Annotated in this window: 15 protein-coding genes and 1 other annotated feature; of the genes, 9 read left to right on the top strand and 6 right to left on the bottom strand. The window is 41.7% G+C overall.

What is annotated here, in order from left to right; all coding sequences use genetic code 11:
* Nucleotides 1-4: 4 nt before the first annotated feature.
* Genes E6139_RS04580 through E6139_RS04565 form a run of 4 tightly spaced genes read right to left on the bottom strand, consistent with a single transcriptional unit; the run spans nucleotide 5 to nucleotide 6,171 of the window.
* Nucleotides 5-1,627 (bottom strand): alpha-glucosidase, encoded by a 1,623-nt coding sequence (locus E6139_RS04580; protein WP_316401877.1) that lies wholly within the window; start codon nucleotides 1,625-1,627, stop codon nucleotides 5-7.
* Nucleotides 1,624-3,255, bottom strand: coding sequence for an alpha-glucosidase (locus E6139_RS04575; protein ID WP_316401876.1), 1,632 nt, complete (start codon nucleotides 3,253-3,255; stop codon nucleotides 1,624-1,626). Before E6139_RS04575 ends, E6139_RS04580 begins: the two co-directional genes overlap by 4 nt.
* Nucleotides 3,256-3,286: 31 nt before the next feature.
* A complete protein-coding gene (locus E6139_RS04570; RefSeq protein ID WP_316401875.1) occupies nucleotides 3,287-5,053 on the bottom strand; it encodes a glycoside hydrolase family 13 protein in 1,767 nt (588 codons plus the stop codon).
* A 14-nt stretch (nucleotides 5,054-5,067) separates the two neighbouring features.
* Nucleotides 5,068-6,171 (bottom strand): sn-glycerol-3-phosphate ABC transporter ATP-binding protein UgpC, encoded by a 1,104-nt coding sequence (locus E6139_RS04565; RefSeq protein WP_316401874.1) that lies wholly within the window; start codon nucleotides 6,169-6,171, stop codon nucleotides 5,068-5,070.
* A gap of 329 nt (nucleotides 6,172-6,500) precedes the next feature.
* On the opposite strand from E6139_RS04565, the gene E6139_RS04560 reads away from it, so the two are divergent.
* The 4 genes from E6139_RS04560 (at nucleotide 6,501) to E6139_RS04545 (ending at nucleotide 11,086) form a co-directional block, all read left to right on the top strand.
* Complete coding sequence (locus tag E6139_RS04560) at nucleotides 6,501-7,757, top strand: extracellular solute-binding protein (protein WP_316401873.1); 1,257 nt, start codon at nucleotides 6,501-6,503, stop codon at nucleotides 7,755-7,757.
* 129 nt (nucleotides 7,758-7,886) lie between these two features.
* Nucleotides 7,887-9,212, top strand: coding sequence for a carbohydrate ABC transporter permease (locus tag E6139_RS04555; RefSeq protein ID WP_410470512.1), 1,326 nt, complete (start codon nucleotides 7,887-7,889; stop codon nucleotides 9,210-9,212).
* Nucleotides 9,212-10,051, top strand: coding sequence for a sugar ABC transporter permease (locus E6139_RS04550; protein ID WP_316401871.1), 840 nt, complete (start codon nucleotides 9,212-9,214; stop codon nucleotides 10,049-10,051). Before E6139_RS04555 ends, E6139_RS04550 begins: the two co-directional genes overlap by 1 nt.
* A gap of 129 nt (nucleotides 10,052-10,180) precedes the next feature.
* Nucleotides 10,181-11,086, top strand: a complete 906-nt coding sequence (locus tag E6139_RS04545) for a magnesium transporter CorA family protein (protein WP_316401870.1) — start codon at nucleotides 10,181-10,183, stop codon at nucleotides 11,084-11,086.
* 46 nt (nucleotides 11,087-11,132) lie between these two features.
* On the opposite strand, the gene E6139_RS04540 is transcribed toward E6139_RS04545, so the two are convergent.
* The gene (locus E6139_RS04540; RefSeq protein ID WP_316401869.1) at nucleotides 11,133-11,942 is read right to left on the bottom strand and encodes a Cof-type HAD-IIB family hydrolase; all 810 of its coding nucleotides are present in this window, start codon (nucleotides 11,940-11,942) and stop codon (nucleotides 11,133-11,135) included.
* Nucleotides 11,943-12,020: 78 nt separating this feature from the next.
* Complete coding sequence (locus tag E6139_RS04535) at nucleotides 12,021-13,055, bottom strand: FUSC family protein (protein ID WP_316401868.1); 1,035 nt, start codon at nucleotides 13,053-13,055, stop codon at nucleotides 12,021-12,023.
* 199 nt (nucleotides 13,056-13,254) lie between these two features.
* Nucleotides 13,255-13,383 (top strand) — a sequence feature (ribosomal protein L20 leader region).
* 27 nt (nucleotides 13,384-13,410) lie between these two features.
* Here E6139_RS04535 and infC point away from each other — a divergent pair.
* From infC to E6139_RS04510, 5 genes are all read left to right on the top strand, one after another.
* Nucleotides 13,411-13,935 carry a translation initiation factor IF-3 gene (infC, locus tag E6139_RS04530; RefSeq protein ID WP_010747120.1) on the top strand — a complete coding sequence of 175 codons (525 nt, stop codon included), beginning with the start codon at nucleotides 13,411-13,413 and terminating at the stop codon, nucleotides 13,933-13,935.
* A 73-nt stretch (nucleotides 13,936-14,008) separates the two neighbouring features.
* The gene (gene rpmI, locus E6139_RS04525) at nucleotides 14,009-14,209 is read left to right on the top strand and encodes a 50S ribosomal protein L35 (RefSeq protein WP_316401867.1); all 201 of its coding nucleotides are present in this window, start codon (nucleotides 14,009-14,011) and stop codon (nucleotides 14,207-14,209) included.
* Between the two features lie 61 nt (nucleotides 14,210-14,270).
* A complete protein-coding gene (rplT, locus tag E6139_RS04520) occupies nucleotides 14,271-14,630 on the top strand; it encodes a 50S ribosomal protein L20 (protein ID WP_010747118.1) in 360 nt (119 codons plus the stop codon).
* Nucleotides 14,631-14,766: 136 nt separating this feature from the next.
* The gene (locus E6139_RS04515; protein ID WP_316401866.1) at nucleotides 14,767-14,895 is read left to right on the top strand and encodes a hypothetical protein; all 129 of its coding nucleotides are present in this window, start codon (nucleotides 14,767-14,769) and stop codon (nucleotides 14,893-14,895) included.
* A 248-nt stretch (nucleotides 14,896-15,143) separates the two neighbouring features.
* Nucleotides 15,144-17,696, top strand: coding sequence for an HAD-IC family P-type ATPase (locus E6139_RS04510; RefSeq protein ID WP_316401865.1), 2,553 nt, complete (start codon nucleotides 15,144-15,146; stop codon nucleotides 17,694-17,696).
* Nucleotides 17,697-17,698: the final 2 nt, after the last annotated feature.

Below are 17,698 nucleotides of genomic sequence, written 5' to 3'. Positions count from 1 at the left end.
TTGATTAAGCATCTTTTTTTACTACGATTGCTTCAAAGGAGCGCAGTGTGATTGTTTTTTTCCATTGCGGATCTTGGTAATTCGATAACAGGACTGTGGCTGGTTTGTTTATCCAGCGATTGGGTAGTGTGATAGTCTGTGGTTGATCGCCTAAATTTGTAAGGACATAGGCTTCCTCTGAGTCCAGTTTACGTGTATAGGCCCAGACCTTGGGATGCTTGGCTAGTTCAATATGATAGCTGCCATTCAGGAAGACGGGCAAGGATTTTCTCAGGGCAATCAACTTTTTGTAATAGTTGAAAGGCGAGAAGGGATCTGCTTCTTGAAGTGCAACGTTGATCTTATCGGTGTTTGGATTGAGCTTCATCCAAGGCAGGTTCGTTGAAAAGCCACCGAAGTCAGTCCAATGCATGGGTGTCCGGGAATGGTCGCGGGTCCAATGAGTAGTTAGGCGCAGGGCTTCTTCAGGTGACAATCCTTTTCCTAACCAATCATGATAAGCAGCTAAGGAATCAGTCGCATTGACTTCCTCAATGGATTCGAAGGGGAAGTTCGTCATTCCTAATTCTTGTCCTTGATAAATGAAAGGAGTTCCTCTTAACAGCATATAGGCCGTTGCTAGTGCTGTTGCTGATTCTCGAGTTTCATTTCCAAAGGTCGAATTGCTGCGGGGATTATCATGATTATCGGTGTACAGTGCGTTCCATCCCATCGGCTGCATGTCCTTTTGCCAGCGGGATAATACTTTCTTGAACTCTAGTAAATCCCCTGTTTCGGAGCCGGGATTGCCTGTGCGTACCTGGTGCTCCAGTTCAAAGATCATATCGATATAGCCGTCTTCTTCGCTAGTCCAGAAGGGTGCTGTTTTACTATTAACTCCGCTGGCTTCACCGACGGTCATGATGTCGTAGCTGCGGAAGATCTCTCGTAATTCAGACATATAGGTTTCGATTCCCGCGACATTCATGAAAGGTGCCCAAGGGTTATCCGTGATTTTGAAATCCCAAGGCTCTTTTTGAATGTGGCTGATGGCGTCTAGGCGAAACCCATCGATCCCCAAGTCTAACCACCAACGAATCATTTGGTAGATTTCTTTTCGCATCGCTGGATTTTTCCAATTTAAATCGGGCTGTTCTTTCGCGAAGACATGAAAATAAGCCTGTTTTGTAGTAGGGTCATAAGTCCAGGTTGATCCGCCAAAAAAGCTTTTCCAGTCATTCGGCATTTTCTCAGGTGTGGCATTAGCCCACAGATAGTAATCGCGATAGGGATTTTCTCGGCTTCTTTTAGATTCTAAAAACCAGGGATGCTGATCACTCGTGTGATTGACTACTAAATCCATAATGAGGCGAATGCCTATTTCATGAGCTGCTGTAAGTAAGTTCTTCAAGTCTTCGAGCGTGCCAAATTCTGGATTAATGGCCTGGTAATCGGAGATATCATAACCATTGTCTACGTTGGGGCTTTGGTAAACGGGGTTGAGCCAAATAAAGTCAATCCCCAACTCTTTTAGGTAGGGAAGCTTTGCCTGAATCCCTTTTAGATCACCGATACCGTCATCGTTGCTGTCCATAAAGCTGCGGGGATAAATTTGATATCCAACGGCATTTTTCCACCATTTGCTCATACTTCTTCTCCTAGTTCTACGACAAAGGCATCCCACGGTTCCAGCTGAATCGTCCGTTCACGAGGGATATCAGTTGTGAAGTTTGAAATAATCACCTTTCCGAGTGTTCCCTTAGGGTAAGTAAATGACTGGGGTTCATTTGAAAAATTCGTGACAATTAGCCAACGCTTGTCTTCGTGAGTTCGAAGATAGCTGAATACCTCGTCGGCTGTTTTCGTCAATAATTTGTACTCGCCCCATACCATGATCGGCTGCTCTTTTCGCAACTGGATCAATTTTTGGTAGGTATAGAAAATGGATTGGGGATCACGTAAAGCCTGTACCACATTGATCTTAGCGTAATTTGGTACGACTGCGAGCCAGGGAGTGCCTGTTGTAAAACCGGCATTAGGGGAAGCGTCCCATTGCATCGGCGTTCGTCCGTTGTCTCGTCCTTTTTGATTGATTGCAGCCAACAGTGTTTCTTTGGATTGTCCGGCAGCGATTTGTTCAGCGTACATGTTTCGACTTTCGATATCTTCGACTTCCGTGATATCCGTGACCACATGATTGGTCATACCGATTTCTTCTCCTTGATAAACGTAAGGCGTTCCCTTCATGCAATGGAGTAAGATCGCTAATAGCTTCGCTGATTTTTCATGATACTCTGTATCATTTCCCCAGCGTGAAACAATACGCGGGAGGTCATGGTTGTTCCAAAAGAGCGAATTCCAGCCATGATCGCCTAATTTGGTTTGCCATTTCGAAAAAACCTCCTTCAGCTCTTTGATTTGCAAGGGGCGACTAACCCATTTGGATTGTCCTGCTACTTCATCTAAGCCGATATGCTCGAATTGGAAGACCATTGACAGTTCTTCGCGAGCCGGGTCGGAGTAGAGCTTGGCGATTTCGGGCGTTGCGCCCCAGGTTTCTCCGACGGTCAATAGATCTTTTCCGCCAAAGGTTGCCTGATTCATTTCCTGTAAATAATCATGGAGCTTGGGGCCGTTGCCGGTAATTTCTTTATCGGGTACTTTTCCAATCAAGTCTATCACGTCCATTCGGAAGCCGCCGATTCCTTTATCAATCCAAAAATTCATCATGTCGTACACGGCTTGTCGAACCGCCGGATTTTCCCAATTTAAATCCGGTTGTTTCTTGCTGAAAAGATGTAAATAATATTGTTGTGTTGTTTCATCGTATTGCCAAGCGGGACCGCTGAAAATACTTTTCAAATTATTTGGGTAGGTATCCTGAACTGGATCCCGCCAGATATAAAAGTCACGATAGGGATTGTCTTTCGATTTTCGCGCCTCAATAAACCATCTGTGCTCATCGCTGGTATGGTTGACGACTAAATCGAGGATGATTCGAATGCCGTGTTGCTTTGCGGCTTGGATTAGCTGCTCCATTTCAGCCATCGTTCCGAATTCCTGCATGATTGCTTGATAATCTGAGATATCATAGCCGTTATCATCATTCGGGCTTTGGTAGACTGGACTTAACCAAATCGCTCCGATCCCCAGCTTCTGTAAATAATCAAGTCGTGAAATAATTCCCGCCAAGTCCCCAATGCCATCTCCGTTCGTATCTTGAAAACTTCGTGGGTAAATTTGGTAGACAACAGTTTCCTGCCACCAATGACGCATATGCTTCAACCTCCTATAAAACAATGATTTGCTAATTTTTTAAAATGACAAAGCCGTTTGGCTCAATTGTGATTCCCTCATCTGTGATGTTTGCTAGATGCAGCATCAAGGCTTCGCCGGTTGAATACTCGAAGATAGAATGATCTCCGGTGTTGAAAATCCCGATAATGCGTTCATCAGGGATATCTCGTGAAAAAATCAGCGTCCCTGTGGTTGTATCAATCTTCTGCCACTCAAGTGTTCCTTCACAAAGCGTGAATTGATTTTCTCGACGAAAGGCGATCAACTGTTTTACAAATGATAAAAGTTGTAAATCTTGTTTCTCAGGTTCCCAAATCATACATTTTCGACAATCTGGATCCATCCCGCCATCCAAACCAATTTCATCTCCATAATAAAGACAAGGAATTCCTTGCTGAAGATAGAGAAAGGCTAGGACTTGTTTCATCAGGTCTTTGTTGCCGCTAGCTAATGTCAATAAGCGCGGTGTGTCGTGGCTATCAATCGTATTCAGCATCATCTGATTTGTCTGTTTGCGGTAAAGTGTCAATTGCTCATTCAGGTTGCTAACCAATTTATCTAGTGGAATCTTTCTTTCCAAGAAATAATTCGTAATTGATTCAGTAAAAGCATAATTCATTACACCTGTAAATTCATCCCCTTGCAGCCAAGGTTGAGAGCTGTGCCAAATTTCGCCTAATAGGTAAAAATCATCTTTCAATTCGTGACAGGCTGCTGCAAATTTTTTCCATAGTTGGTGATCCACTTCGTTGGCAACATCCAAACGCCATGCGTCAATATCGAACTCTTGAATCCAATACTTTGCGATGGTCAAAATGTATTCCTGCACTTCTTTGTTGGCGGTGTTTAACTTCGGCATGTGGGGCGTAAAGGCGAAGGTATCGTAATTCATATTTTCAGCCACTTCAAAATCATCCGTTTTTGTATAATGAACAGGAAATGAATGGATATGGAACCAATCTTTGAAACGAGAGTCTTCACCTTTTTCAAGAACATCGCGCCATTGCGGGGAAGTGTCGCCCATATGATTAAAAACCGCGTCCAACATGATTCGGATGCCACGACGATGACATTCCTCGACGAGCTTGCGGAAGAGTTCTTTGTTTCCAAATGCGGGATCAATTTCTAAGTAGTCGGTAGTATCGTATTTGTGATTGGTAGGAGCAGTGAAGATCGGGCAGAAATAGATCCCATTGATTCCGAGTTCACTTAAATAATCTAAATGATCGATGACTCCTTGCAAATCCCCGCCATAAAAATCCTGTCTGTCAGGGTATTCTTTGCTGCCCCAAGGGAGAACACCTTCTGGGTCATTTGAAGGATCGCCATTGGCAAAACGTTCTGGGAATATTTGATACCAAACAGTTTCCTTTACCCATTGAGGCGCCTTGAAGCGGTCAACTTCATGAAAAAAGGGCATTCGGAAATAATTATTCGCCATTAACAAGTAGTCTTCCTCGACAGGGAAAACCCCGTGTTCAGTAAAGAAAACAGTTGTCTCATCGTAGCCCGTGACAATAAATCCGTAGCTTAAACGGCGATGAGGGGCGGTGATATCCACCTCCCAATAATCGTATAGGTCGGTAGAGAGTGTTTTCCTCATCACCGTAGGTTGGCGATACCAACGCTTTTTGTCTAACTCATAGGGATCTCCATGAACTAAGGAGACCTGTTTACAGTCTGCGCGAGCGGTTCGCAAGCGCAGATGCATTAACTCGTTGGTATATAAATAGGCGTATTCGCTTTCGGTGCGATGGTAAATTGCTGCTGTGTTCATAAAAACCTCCGTTGCTAATCAATCGCTTCTTCTGTTTCAGAATCGAAAAAGCGAGCTTTGTTTAAATTAAAGGCAAGCTCAATGTGTTCGCCGGGATTGTGAAAATCGCGGGCATCTACTTTTGAGATAAATTCAGTATCGCCAATTGTTGAGTAAAGCATGGATTCGTATCCAAGCAGCTCACTGACGACAACAGTGGCTGAGACGACTGAATCTTCGTAAGCTTCTAAAGCGACTTCTTCAGCTGTGATATCCTCTGGTCGAATACCAAAAGTCAGTGTCTTTCCTTCATATCCTTTTTCAGAGAGCGTCTTCGCTTGTCCCTCTGGCAGAGGCAAGTCCAATCCCTTATGGTTTGAGATGCGTCCAGTTTTGAACGTAACCTCGAAGAAGTTCATAGCAGGACTGCCCATAAAGCCGGCAACAAATTTGTTTGCCGGTTTATTGTATAACTCCTGCGGGGAGCCGACTTGCTGAATAACCCCCGCATTCATGATTACAATACGATCAGCTAGCGTCATTGCTTCAGTCTGATCGTGGGTTACATAAATGGTGGTAGCACCTAGATTTTGATGGATTTTTGCGATCTCCGCTCGCATTTGAACTCGTAGCTTTGCATCTAAATTTGACAAGGGTTCATCCATCAAAAAGACCTTCGCATCACGAACGATTGCTCTTCCCATAGCGACTCGTTGACGTTGCCCGCCTGACATATCCGCTGGTTTTCGGTCTAAAAGCTCTGTTAATCCTAAGATTTTTGCCGCTTCTTCAACCCGTTGTTTGATTTCATTTTTTGGATATTTTCGTAATTTCAAACCAAAAGCCATATTTTCAAATACTGTCATATGAGGATATAAGGCATAGTTTTGAAAAACCATCGCAATATCACGATCTTTAGGGGGCGTATCGTTCATTCTGACACCGTCAATGTCAAACTCTCCCTCAGTAATATCTTCTAGCCCAGCGATCATTCGAAGCGTGGTAGACTTCCCGCACCCAGAGGGTCCGACAAAAACGATAAATTCGCGATTTTTGATTTCAAGATTAAAGTCTTTTACAGAGTAAGCATCATTGTTCGGATATTTTTTGTGGATGTGCTTTAGATTCAGTTCAACCATTCTAATACTCCTTTTTGGTAAATTATTGTGGTGCAAGTATGACATATTGTGCAATCGGTTGCAATATATAAAACTTTTTTTAAATGAATTAAATAATTATCTGTAGCGATAAAATTAGGATTGGTATATCGATATTATCGGCTTATTTATTAGTGTTCTGTTGTTTCTTTGGCGATTTTATAATTACAAAAAGATGCTGCTATTTTTATTTTCGAATAAATTAATTTAAGAAAAATTCAAAAAAATAAGCGCTTTCTATTGCAATTAAACGCAATCGGTTGCATAATGTAGCCTGTAGCAAAAAATCAAACTACGCAGGAGGAAGCGAAATGAAAAGCAAGTTGAAAAAATATGTACTGTCTGGAGTTGTGTTAGGAGCAGCTGCCTTAACGTTGGCCGCGTGTGGATCAGGATCAGATGAAAAGAAAGCCTCTGGTTCATCCGATAAAACAGATATCACATTATGGGTCACTACTGATTCAAAAAAATTCTACACCAATGTGTTAAAGGATTTTGAAAAAGAAAATCCAGATATTAGTGTAAAGGTTGTCGAAACAGAAGATGCTAAGGCGCAGGAAAACGTGAAAAAGGATCCTTCCTCTGCTGCAGATGTTTTTGCTCTGCCACATGATCAATTAGGCCAATTAGTGGACTCAGGAGTGATCCAAGAAATTCCTGAAAAATACGCAGATGAGATCAAAGCAGAACAATCTGAGACAGCGTTAGTGGGAGCTACTTACAAAGATAAAGTGTATGCGTTCCCATACGGTGTTGAATCACAAGTTCTTTACTACAATAAAAAAATGTTGAATGAGGACCAAGTAAAATCCTATGAGAACATCACGAAAGATGCGACATTTGGTGCGAATTTGAAGGCTGTGGATGCTTATAAAATTGGACCATTATTCATGTCGGTGGGCGATAAGCTATTTGGTGATAACGGAGAAGATGTGAAGGGTACGGATTGGAACAATCCTGCAGGTGTTTCCGTTCTTCAATGGATCGCGAATCAGAAAGACAATCCTGGATTTGTAAATGTAGGGGATGATTATATTTCGCAATTCGAGAACGAAAAGATTGCCGCGTTCGAATCCGGCCCATGGGATAAAGAGAAAGCCACAGAGGCCATTGGAAAAGACAATTTAGGAATTGCTGTCTATCCAAAAATCACGATTGGCGATAATGAAGTTCAACAAAAAGCCTTCTTAGGTGTGAAGCTTTATGCAGTAAACCAAGCCCCGGCTGATGGTGATTCGAAAAAAATCGCTGCTGATTATAAGCTGGCTTCTTATTTATCTAGTGAAGCAGTTCAAGAAGCGCAGTTTAAAGATGAAACAAGAAATATTGTTCCAACCAACACAAAAATTCAACAAGCAGATTATGTGGCAAATGATGAGTTGGCCAAAGCTGTAGTGACGATGAGCGGATCGGATTACTCTGTGGTTATGCCGAAGATTCCTGAAATGACTAATTTCTGGACATCATCTGCGGCTGTATTGAGTGATACCTATAATGGGAAAATCAAACCCGATCAATACCAAGCGAAACTGGACCAGCTAGTGAAGGATATCTCTGGCGAAAAATAGACATGAATGATTATCGGGGCAAGAAGTATCCTTTTTGCTCCGAAATCGTTTTTACTTACTAAAAAATCATTTCTGAAAAGGGAGGTTTTGTCGATGGAAATAGCCGAGAGCTACGGCGAAGAAATTTCGATGAAACGAGTGTTCAAAGAAGGTGACCTCAAAACAAAGCTATCCTTTGTGGTTATGGGATTGAGCAATTTGTTAAACAAGCAAATTTTTAAAGGGCTTTTATTCTTACTGGCTGAAATAGCATTTATTGTTGCATGTATTTATCAGATTGTTCCAGGGATTATTGGCTTAATCACATTAGGAACGAATACTCAAGGGATGCAATGGCAGACAATCGATGGAATCCGAATGAAGGTTTCTGTAGAAGGCGATAATTCCATGCTGCTGATGATCTATGGGTTAGCAGCGATCATTTTCTGCGGCATCTTTTTCTATGTATATTGGTGCAGCTTGAAGAGTACGCGTAAGCTATTTGTGTTGAATAAGGCGCATAAAAAGATCCCGAGTTTTAAAGAAGATCTGAAAACACTATCTAACGGTCGTTTCCATATGACATTGATGATTATTCCGTTGATCGGTGTTCTGCTGTTTACGATCTTACCTTTGGTGTACATGATAGGGATTGCCTTTACGAATTACGATCACAATCATTTGCCTCCTGGGCATTTGTTTGATTGGGTTGGCTTAGCAAATTTCAGCAATGTGTTAACAGGACGCATGGCAGATACGTTCATGCCCTTATTGTCTTGGACAATGATCTGGGCGGTTGTAGCCACAGCGACAAATTTCTTCTTTGGGATTTTGTTAGCGCTATTGATCAATACAAAAGGATTGCGCGGGAAAAAGATTTTTCGGACGATTTTTGTGATTACCATGGCGGTGCCGCAATTTGTCTCTTTATTGATTATGCGTAATTTATTGGCTGACTGGGGCCCGTTGAATGCTCTGTTAGAAAGATGGGGATTCATCTCTAATGCCTTGCCGTTTTTAAGTGACGGTACCTGGGCGAAATTTTCAATTATTTTTGTCAATATGTGGGTAGGGATTCCGGTGACGATGTTGATAGCGACAGGAATTATTATGAACCTGCCGACTGAACAGATCGAAGCGGCAGAAATCGATGGAGCAAGCAAGTTCCAAATTTTCCGCTCCATTACATTTCCGCAGATTTTACTGATCATGACACCGAATTTAATCCAGCAATTTATTGGCAATATCAATAATTTTAATGTCATTTATCTACTGACAGGTGGTGGACCCAATAACTCAGCTCTTTATCAGGCTGGGGATACGGATTTGTTAGTAACCTGGCTCTATAAATTGACGGTCGTCGCTAGTGATTACAATTTGGCTAGTGTAATCGGGATCATCATCTTTGTATTGAGCGCCATTTTTAGTTTGTTAGCGTACACTCGCTCGAAATCTTTTGAAGGGGGATTGCAATAATGAAAAAGCAAAAACAGCGCACGCTGGCATTTGTCTATGTTTTGCTAATCATTCTTTCGGTGATTTGGTTGTTTCCGATTTTATGGGTTGTCCTGACTAGTTTTCGCGGAGAAGGGGCTATGTCGGTTAATTACATTATCCCCAAAACCTTCACATTAGAAAATTACAAAATGCTATTCGGTAATAACTCCTATCCATTTATGCGTTGGTTCTTTAATACGTTGATTGTAGCGATCGCTACGTGTCTCATTTCAACATTTATTACAGTGGCGATTGCCTACTCTGTTTCGCGGATCAAATTTAAGTTTCGCAATCGTTTTTTAAAACTAGCATTGGTTTTAAATATGTTTCCTGGGTTCATGAGTATGATTGCTGTGTATTATATTTTAAAAGCGATGGAGTTGGATGGCACGTTAATTGCGCTGGTAATTGTCTATTCTGCTGGCGCTGCACTTGGTTTTTATATTGCGAAGGGCTTTTTCGATACGATTCCTTATTCGTTGGATGAATCTGCGATGATCGATGGTGCTACGAAAAAAGATATTTTCTTTAAAATCACCTTGCCCTTATCTAAGCCGATCATCGTGTACACGGCATTGATGACATTCATGATACCTTGGATGGATTTCATTTTTGCTCAAGTAATTTTAGGGCAGCAAAAACAGAAATACACTGTTGCGATTGGTCTATTTACGATGCTGCAGCCGGACAAGATCAATCAGTGGTTTATGCCTTTTACAGCGGGCTGTGTAATTATCGCGATTCCGATCACGCTTTTGTTCATGGTGATGCAGAAATATTATGTTGAAGGCATTACTGCTGGTGGTGTGAAGGGATAGATAGAGACGAGGGGAGCAGGAACGAAGTGATTCGTTGCTGTTTTTCTCTTATATTTGGGCAGCATTGAATTACCAAAGGGCTGTTTTTTGATATACTGGATTAGAATGATCTAGACCAGGAGGATTCTAATGGACAGCAGACAAACATTTAATCAAGAGATGTGTTCATGGATCAATGTGGATAGTACGCAATCCCATGAAGTAAAGAAATTACGAGAAGATTTTTCTATTAGCGATGAGATGCTGACCTATGCGCTGGATGATAATGAACGGGCACGAGTGGAATATGATCCGATGGAAAAAGCGTTGCTGCTGATTTTCAATGTACCTAACTTGTTGAAAAAGGATAATCATTATGAAACGAGTCCAATGGCGTTCATTTTGAAGGATCATTATTTCTTCTCTTTTGTGAACGAGCGGACGGCTTACGTCGAGAATATTATTGAGAATTTATTGGCGAATGAATCGAATCAAAGTACAGCGAGTTTGCTGTTTCATACATTGTTTCTGATTTCGGATTATTACTTTCCATTAGTCGAAGAAGTAGATAGTCAACGGATTCAGTTGAACAAGAAATTGCGAGAAAAAACAACGAATAAAAATTTATTGGCATTGTCTGATTTGGAAATAGGGCTCGTATACTTAGTGACTGCTACGAAGCAAAATGCGGTTCTTTTAGAACAGGTGAAGGTTCAAGCGATTTTTTCAAGCTTTACAGATAAGGAAAAAGAAGAGTTGGATGATGCGTTGATCGAGGCCAAGCAGGCGGTAGAGATGACGAAATTATCCAGTGAGATTTTGGATCAGCTATCCGGCACGTACAATAATTTGTTGAACAACAACTTGAATGATACGATGAAAATTTTGACGATTTGGTCGTTGTTGTTGACGATTCCGACAATTGTGACTGGCTTTTTCGGGATGAATATGCCGCTGCCCTTTACTCATTCTGAAATAGGCTGGGTGATTACCTTAGTTATCAGTCTTGGATTATCCGTGTGGTTGATCTTGATTTTGTGGCGCAGAATACGCTAAAAGCGAAACGATCTTTTGCTGATCGTTTCGCTTTTTTTGCCATTATTTATAGTATAAAAGTTTCAATGACTTCTGCTACAGCACTTTGCTCATGATCGGCAATCGTTGTATGCTGTGCTGCTTCTTTTACAGCGGGTACGGCATTCGCCACAGCGATGCCTAATTCGGCTGCGTGGATCATTGCTAGGTCGTTTGTGTTATCTCCAATGGCGATCGTTTCTTCTATAGGAATACTTAAATGATCAGCCAATGTCCGCAAAGCGGCTCCTTTATCGACACCTTTGGGATTAAATTCGATGTAACGATTAGAGGAGTAGCTGATTTCTAATGCGTCATGAAGATCAGCGGGCAGCTCTTGTTCTAATTTTTCCAAATAGCTGCGATCCAAATTTTGGAACAACGCTTTGTAGCAGGTCTGGTCCTTCAAAAAACTTATGTCATCATCCAGTCGTTTTTCATGTGGGATCGTGGTCAAATACGCATCCTCGTCAGGGTTGCTGTGATAGACGTAGGTTTGCTCAAAGGTATAAAGGTGAATTGCTACCTCATAGTTTGAAGCGAATTCAAACAAACGAGCTAAAATCTCGTAATCCATCGGAAAGTCTTTGATGATTGTGGGACCTTGATTTTCTACCACCACACCGCCATTAAAGCCGATCATATAATGCTTGGCTTTGTCTGCTGCGTCCAATTCCTCTAGTGTTTGTTTAATTGAATAAAATCCGCGACCAGTCGCCGGAGCGAATACTAGGCCTTGCGCTTCGGCCATTTTTATTGTTTCTTGCGTTCTTTTTGAAACATGCCGACCTTTGTCCAACAGTGTCTCATCCAAATCGCAAGCAATCAATCGGTACATAGAAGAGCCTCCTTCATTTTTCATGACCTCATTATAGCAAAAACCGAGTGAGGTCACTCGGTTTTCTGATCGCGGTATTTAATTCGCATGGAATTTTCGGTTATAAAAGTCCAAGCTGGTACTCATCATCCAAGCTGCAAGCAATCCTAACAAGCTTCCGATCACAATGCCGAGAAAGCGAAATTGGATCAACGTATAAAGATATTGCTGCTTCACTAACATGGAAAGCATCAGTGACATCGGCGTGCTAAAGAATTGGGCAATCGCATAATTACGTTTTACAAAATATTCTACCGTTACAAATAAGGCGGTGATTATTAGTAGGTTTTCAAAAATGGATAAAGGCAAATTGAGCAGAAATGCGGCAATTGCTAAACCAATGATTGTACCGAAGATGCGTTGAACATTCCGATGCGCCATCGCACGCAAATTATCGCCTTGTAAAATAGCGGCACAAGAGACAACAAGCCAGTAAGGATTTTTTAATTGTAACCCCATGCTTAGATAGACTGCAAAAAATAGAATTCCGCTGTATAAGAGACTGTCAATGACTACTGCGGGGTCTTCATTAATTCGTTCCTTTAGTGTTTTGTTTTCTTCTCCTAAAGGAAGAGGGGCCTTTTCTATGAAATGCATAATAAAAGCACCGACCAAGGAGAACAATACGCCAATGAAAAAGTAACCGCTCATGACGGGGATTTTAGCCAGGGGTACATTCGAGCTGACACCCATTGCGGTGACCATGACAATAAAAAAAGGTCCCGGTTTTGCGATGCCGTAGAGTCGGAAGAAAAAACGTCCTAAAAAACCAACACTAGCGACTACGATCGGAGCGGTCCAAGAGACATGAGTCGAGAGCATTCCAAGGAAATTGGCGGCAGTCAAAAAAGTACCTACTATTGTTAAACGTGACATCATTTGTTTTAACGGAAGTCTTTGATAATAGAGAAAGGTGAAAATACCGATAGAGCCGAAGCTAGAGATTGCAAGCTGGTGGGATAAATAGCCGGTGAATAAAACGCTGATCATACAAAGTCCGGCAACGATCAAGCGAGCGGGTGATTCCTTTGGTTTGTTGTAATGAATCAATTCTTTAAAGAAGGATTGTTCCATCCTATCACTTCCTTTTTTTATGTATTTGGGTGTTCAAGCTATGTATTCTTTGCTGTTGTAGCAAAACGTAAAATGGCATCCATCTATAGGTTAGCACACAAACCAAAGAAAACTCAACAGAAAGTTTCTGAAAACGAGTAGAAATAGAGAGAAAGAGGTTGACAATCTGGAAAACACCTTGTATACTAGTAGAGTTGAGAAATGAAAGCAGAAGCACCCGCTTCTCGCCTTACGCGAACATCTCGCTGGGCTAGATAGTTAATGACGAATCGTTTTGATGAGTCAGACTACGTGCGGGTTCGTAAAGAACTCGTTTTTTTATTCGCTTTTTTTCTCTCAAAAAATTTGGAGGTGAATGACCATAGCAAAGGATATGATGGTTAACGACGGCATTCGTGCACGTGAAGTACGTTTGATCGGACAAGACGGCGAACAATTAGGTGTTAAGTCAAAAGTAGAAGCCCTAAAAATTGCTGAACAAGCAAACCTTGATGTAGTCCTAGTAGCTCCTGGTGCGAAACCACCCGTAGCGCGTATTATGGACTATGGAAAATATCGTTTCGAACAACAGAAAAAAGAACGTGAAGCACGTAAGAAACAAAAAGTGATCAACGTTAAAGAAGTTCGTTTGAGCCCAACAATCGACGTGAACGATTTTAATACAAAACTTCGTAATGCACGTAAATTCTTGGAAAAAGGCGACAAAGTCAAAGCTTCGATCCGTTTCAAGGGCCGTGCCATTACCCACAAAGATATTGGTCAAAAAGTTCTTGATCGCTTAGCTGAAGAAACTGCCGATATCGCGACAGTGGAACAAAAAGCGAAGATGGACGGACGTAGCATGTTCTTAGTGCTTGCACCGAAAGAGAAGAAAGACTAGCAATAATTTTGAGAATGCTTCTTTGACTCTGGTTAAAGAGTATGCGAAATGAAAAGTAGGAGGAATTTTAGTCATGCCAAAACAAAAAACACATCGCGGTTTAGCAAAACGTGTAAAACGCACAGGTAACGGCGGTTTAAAACGTTTCCGCGCATTTACAAGTCACCGTTTCCACGGTAAAACAAAAAAACAACGTCGTCAATTACGTAAAGCGTCTATGGTAGCTAAAGGCGATTACAAACGTATCCGCCAACAATTGGCACGCATGAAATAATTGCGCAACCCGCTTTACAACTTAAAAAATTCAATGATTTATTTATTAGGAGGAATTAAACATGGCACGTGTTAAAGGTGGAACTGTAACTCGTAAACGTCGTAAAAAGACACTAAAACTAGCTAAAGGTTACTACGGTTCTAAACACACTCTATTTAAAACAGCTAAAGAACAAGTAATGAATTCATACAACTACGCATACCGCGATCGTCGTCAAAAGAAACGCGACTTCCGCAAATTGTGGATTGCACGTATCAACGCTGCAGCTCGTATGAACGGCTTGAGCTACTCAAAATTAATGCACGGTCTTAAAGTTGCCGGTATCGAAATCAACCGCAAAATGTTAGCTGACTTAGCAGTTAACGACGCAGCTGCTTTCACTGCACTAGCTGACCAAGCAAAAGATTCATTAGCTAAATAATGAACATTCGACCTCGCTGATCGCAGCGGGGTTTTTTTGTTTGGAAAAGCTCCTAAGCATATTAGAAGATACATTGAATTACTTGTGCTATTGTTAAATCATAATCATTAGTAAAAAATCTTAGGAGGTAAGCACAATGAAATCAGTATTTAAGTTTATGGTTGCTAGTACACTTGTTGTAGGCGGAATTTTAGTAGCTGGTACAATTTTTACTACTAAGAAAATTGATGAGTATGGCGATGATCTGGAAAACTTTTTACACTAATCAAAATCAGTTGTGAGCAGCTGCGCTTCCTTTTGGGGCGCGGCTTTTTTTGTCCGTCTTGCTTTTCGCAGTAGTAATTGTTAGAAAGCGGCTAAATCGTTCAAATGATATGCCTATAAAAACTTCTTCTTTGCAATGAGTCAGCTGTGCAGCGCAATAATTTCAGACCTCCATGAAATTATCGACCTTATAAAATGTTATTTCTCCGTATACTTAAGGTATCAAATGAATGAAATGGAGGAATACATATGAAGTGGTATAAATTATCAATTGAAGATACTTTAAATAAAGTCGAAGCACAAATCACTGGATTAACCAAACAGGAACGGCAAGCACGTTTAAAAAATAATGGACCGAATAAAATGGAGGAAAAGGAGCAGGTCAAGCTATGGCGCAAAATCGGGAAGCATTTTACGGATCTGCTAATGATCGTCTTGATCGTCGCAGCACTATTGAAATTTGCGACGGGTGAAGCGGTAGAGGGCAGCATTATTTTCCTAGTAGTGATCGTCAATGGCTTCGTTGGATACTGGCAGGAGCGCAGGGCGGAAGAATCATTGGATGGTTTGAAGCAAATGATGGGGCAAGAAGCCACCGTATTAAATGAGAACCAGCCGCTTAAGCTGAATTCAGAAGAATTAGTCCAAGGCGATGTCGTAATCTTGAAGGCGGGTGACGTCATTCCGGCAGATCTGCGTTTGATCGAAGTTCATGACTTAACTGTGGAAGAATCAATTTTGACTGGAGAATCTGAGGCAGTTGAAAAGTCTGCCGGGGCAATTGAACAGGATGCGTTGGCTGGCGATCAGGTAAATATGGCCTTCTCAGGGACACTTGTACAAACCGGTTCTGCCCGAGGCGTCGTTGTGGAGACGGGAGATAGTACCGAAATCGGAAAAATCAACCACGCGCTGCAATCGATTCAAGCCCAAACAACACCCTTGGTTAAAAAAATGCACCAGCTGAACAAACAAATCTTTAGAGGAATTCTAGCATTGATTGTTTTCCTGCTCTTCTTTACAAGTTTTAGGTATGGAATGGATTGGAGCTTGATGTTCTCTGCAAGCATTGCTTTGATTGTTGCGATGATTCCAGAGGGTCTGCCAGCTGTCTTGACGATGATCCTGTCGATGGGCGTCAAAGAAATGGCGGATGAAAATGCGATCATTAAAGGCATGCCAGCTGTTGAAACATTAGGTTCGATGACGGTAATCTGCTCGGATAAAACAGGAACGCTGACGAAAAATGAGATGACTGTTCAAGAGGTCGTAACGGAAGAGCTGCCGTTAGTAAAAGAGATTATGAATAATTGTCAGGAGTTAAAAACGCAGGATGATCAGAAAATTGAAGAGATCCACGGAAATCCAACAGAACTGGCTCTGTTAAACTATGTAGCGGAAGAAAAGCAGCAATTGAAACCAGTTGTAGCGAAAATTCCTTTCAGCTCAAGCTACAAATACATGGCGACGATGCATGATGAGAATGACGGGCAAGTGATTTTTGTTAAGGGTGCTCCTGAAGTGTTGCTGGAAAAAGCAGAAATAACGACGGAAGAAAAAACAAAATGGGAAAAAAATGGATTGGAACTGGCGAGAAAAGGACAGCGAGTTTTAGGCTTTGCCTACAAAAAAGTCTCATCTGCCGAACTGACCCATGAGTCCCTAGAAGGGTTAACCTTCGCTGGTTTGGCGGGAATCATTGATCCGCCGAAAGAGAGCGCTATTCGAGCAGTGGTACAGGCACAACAAGCAGGTATCTCCGTTAAAATGATCACCGGGGATCATAAAGCAACTGCCCAAGCAATCAGTGAACAAATTGGTTTGAAGCATACATCCAAAATCTTAGAAGGCGCCGACATTGACGGGATGTCTGATGAGGAATTGACGGAAGTGGTTGGACAGGTTGATGTATTTGCTCGGACGACGCCGGATCATAAGCTGAGAATTGTTACGGCGCTGCAGAAAAAAGAAGAAATCGTCGGAATGACTGGTGACGGGGTCAATGATGCGCCAGCTTTAAAACAGGCCGATATTGGTATCGCAATGGGCATCAAAGGTAGCGAAGTAAGTAAACAGGCGGCCGATATGGTATTAGCCGATGATAACTTTTACACAATCGTAAAAGCTGTTAAAGAAGGTCGCAGAATTTTTGATAATTTGCAAAAGACCATTAATTTCTTTTTACCAACCGCGTTAGCTCAAGGACTGATCGTGATTTTGGCTTTACTAATGAATCGTCCATTGCCGTTAACGCCCATCCAAATTTTGTGGGTCAATATGGTAACGACGATTACGTTGTCTTATGCATTGGGCTTTGAAAAGGCGAATCGTGATACGATGAATCGTCCACCAAGAGACACGAAGATGGGAATATTATCAGGCTACAGCTTCTTTAGAATTTTGTATGTCTCCTTGTTGATCATGATCCCTGCCTACTTCTTGTCCCTGCGTTTTGAAGGTGCGGCTTTGCAGCAGACGATTCTTCTACAGAGCATTGTTCTAGGACAGGCGGTCTACATGATTAATTGTCGGGAGTTACTTGATCCGGCCATCAATCGCCGCTTTTTTGAAAATAAATTCTTGTTTATTTCATTAGGAATCCTCTTCACCCTTCAATTAGGTGTTGTTTTCTTGCCACTGGCACAGCAGCTGATTGGTACAACGGCACTTAGTTTAACGCAACAATTAGTCATTTTAGGAAATGCACTGCTGCTGTTCTTCGTTGTTGAAATCGAGAAGAGAATTAGTAAAGGAATTTTTCAAAGAAAAGAAAAAACGGTCAGTCGTTACCAAAATGACTAACC

Origin of the sequence: Enterococcus sp., from assembly GCF_032555305.1 — a bacterium.
GTDB lineage: Bacteria > Bacillota > Bacilli > Lactobacillales > Enterococcaceae > Enterococcus_A.
This window is presented reverse-complemented; position numbering and strand designations above follow the sequence as displayed.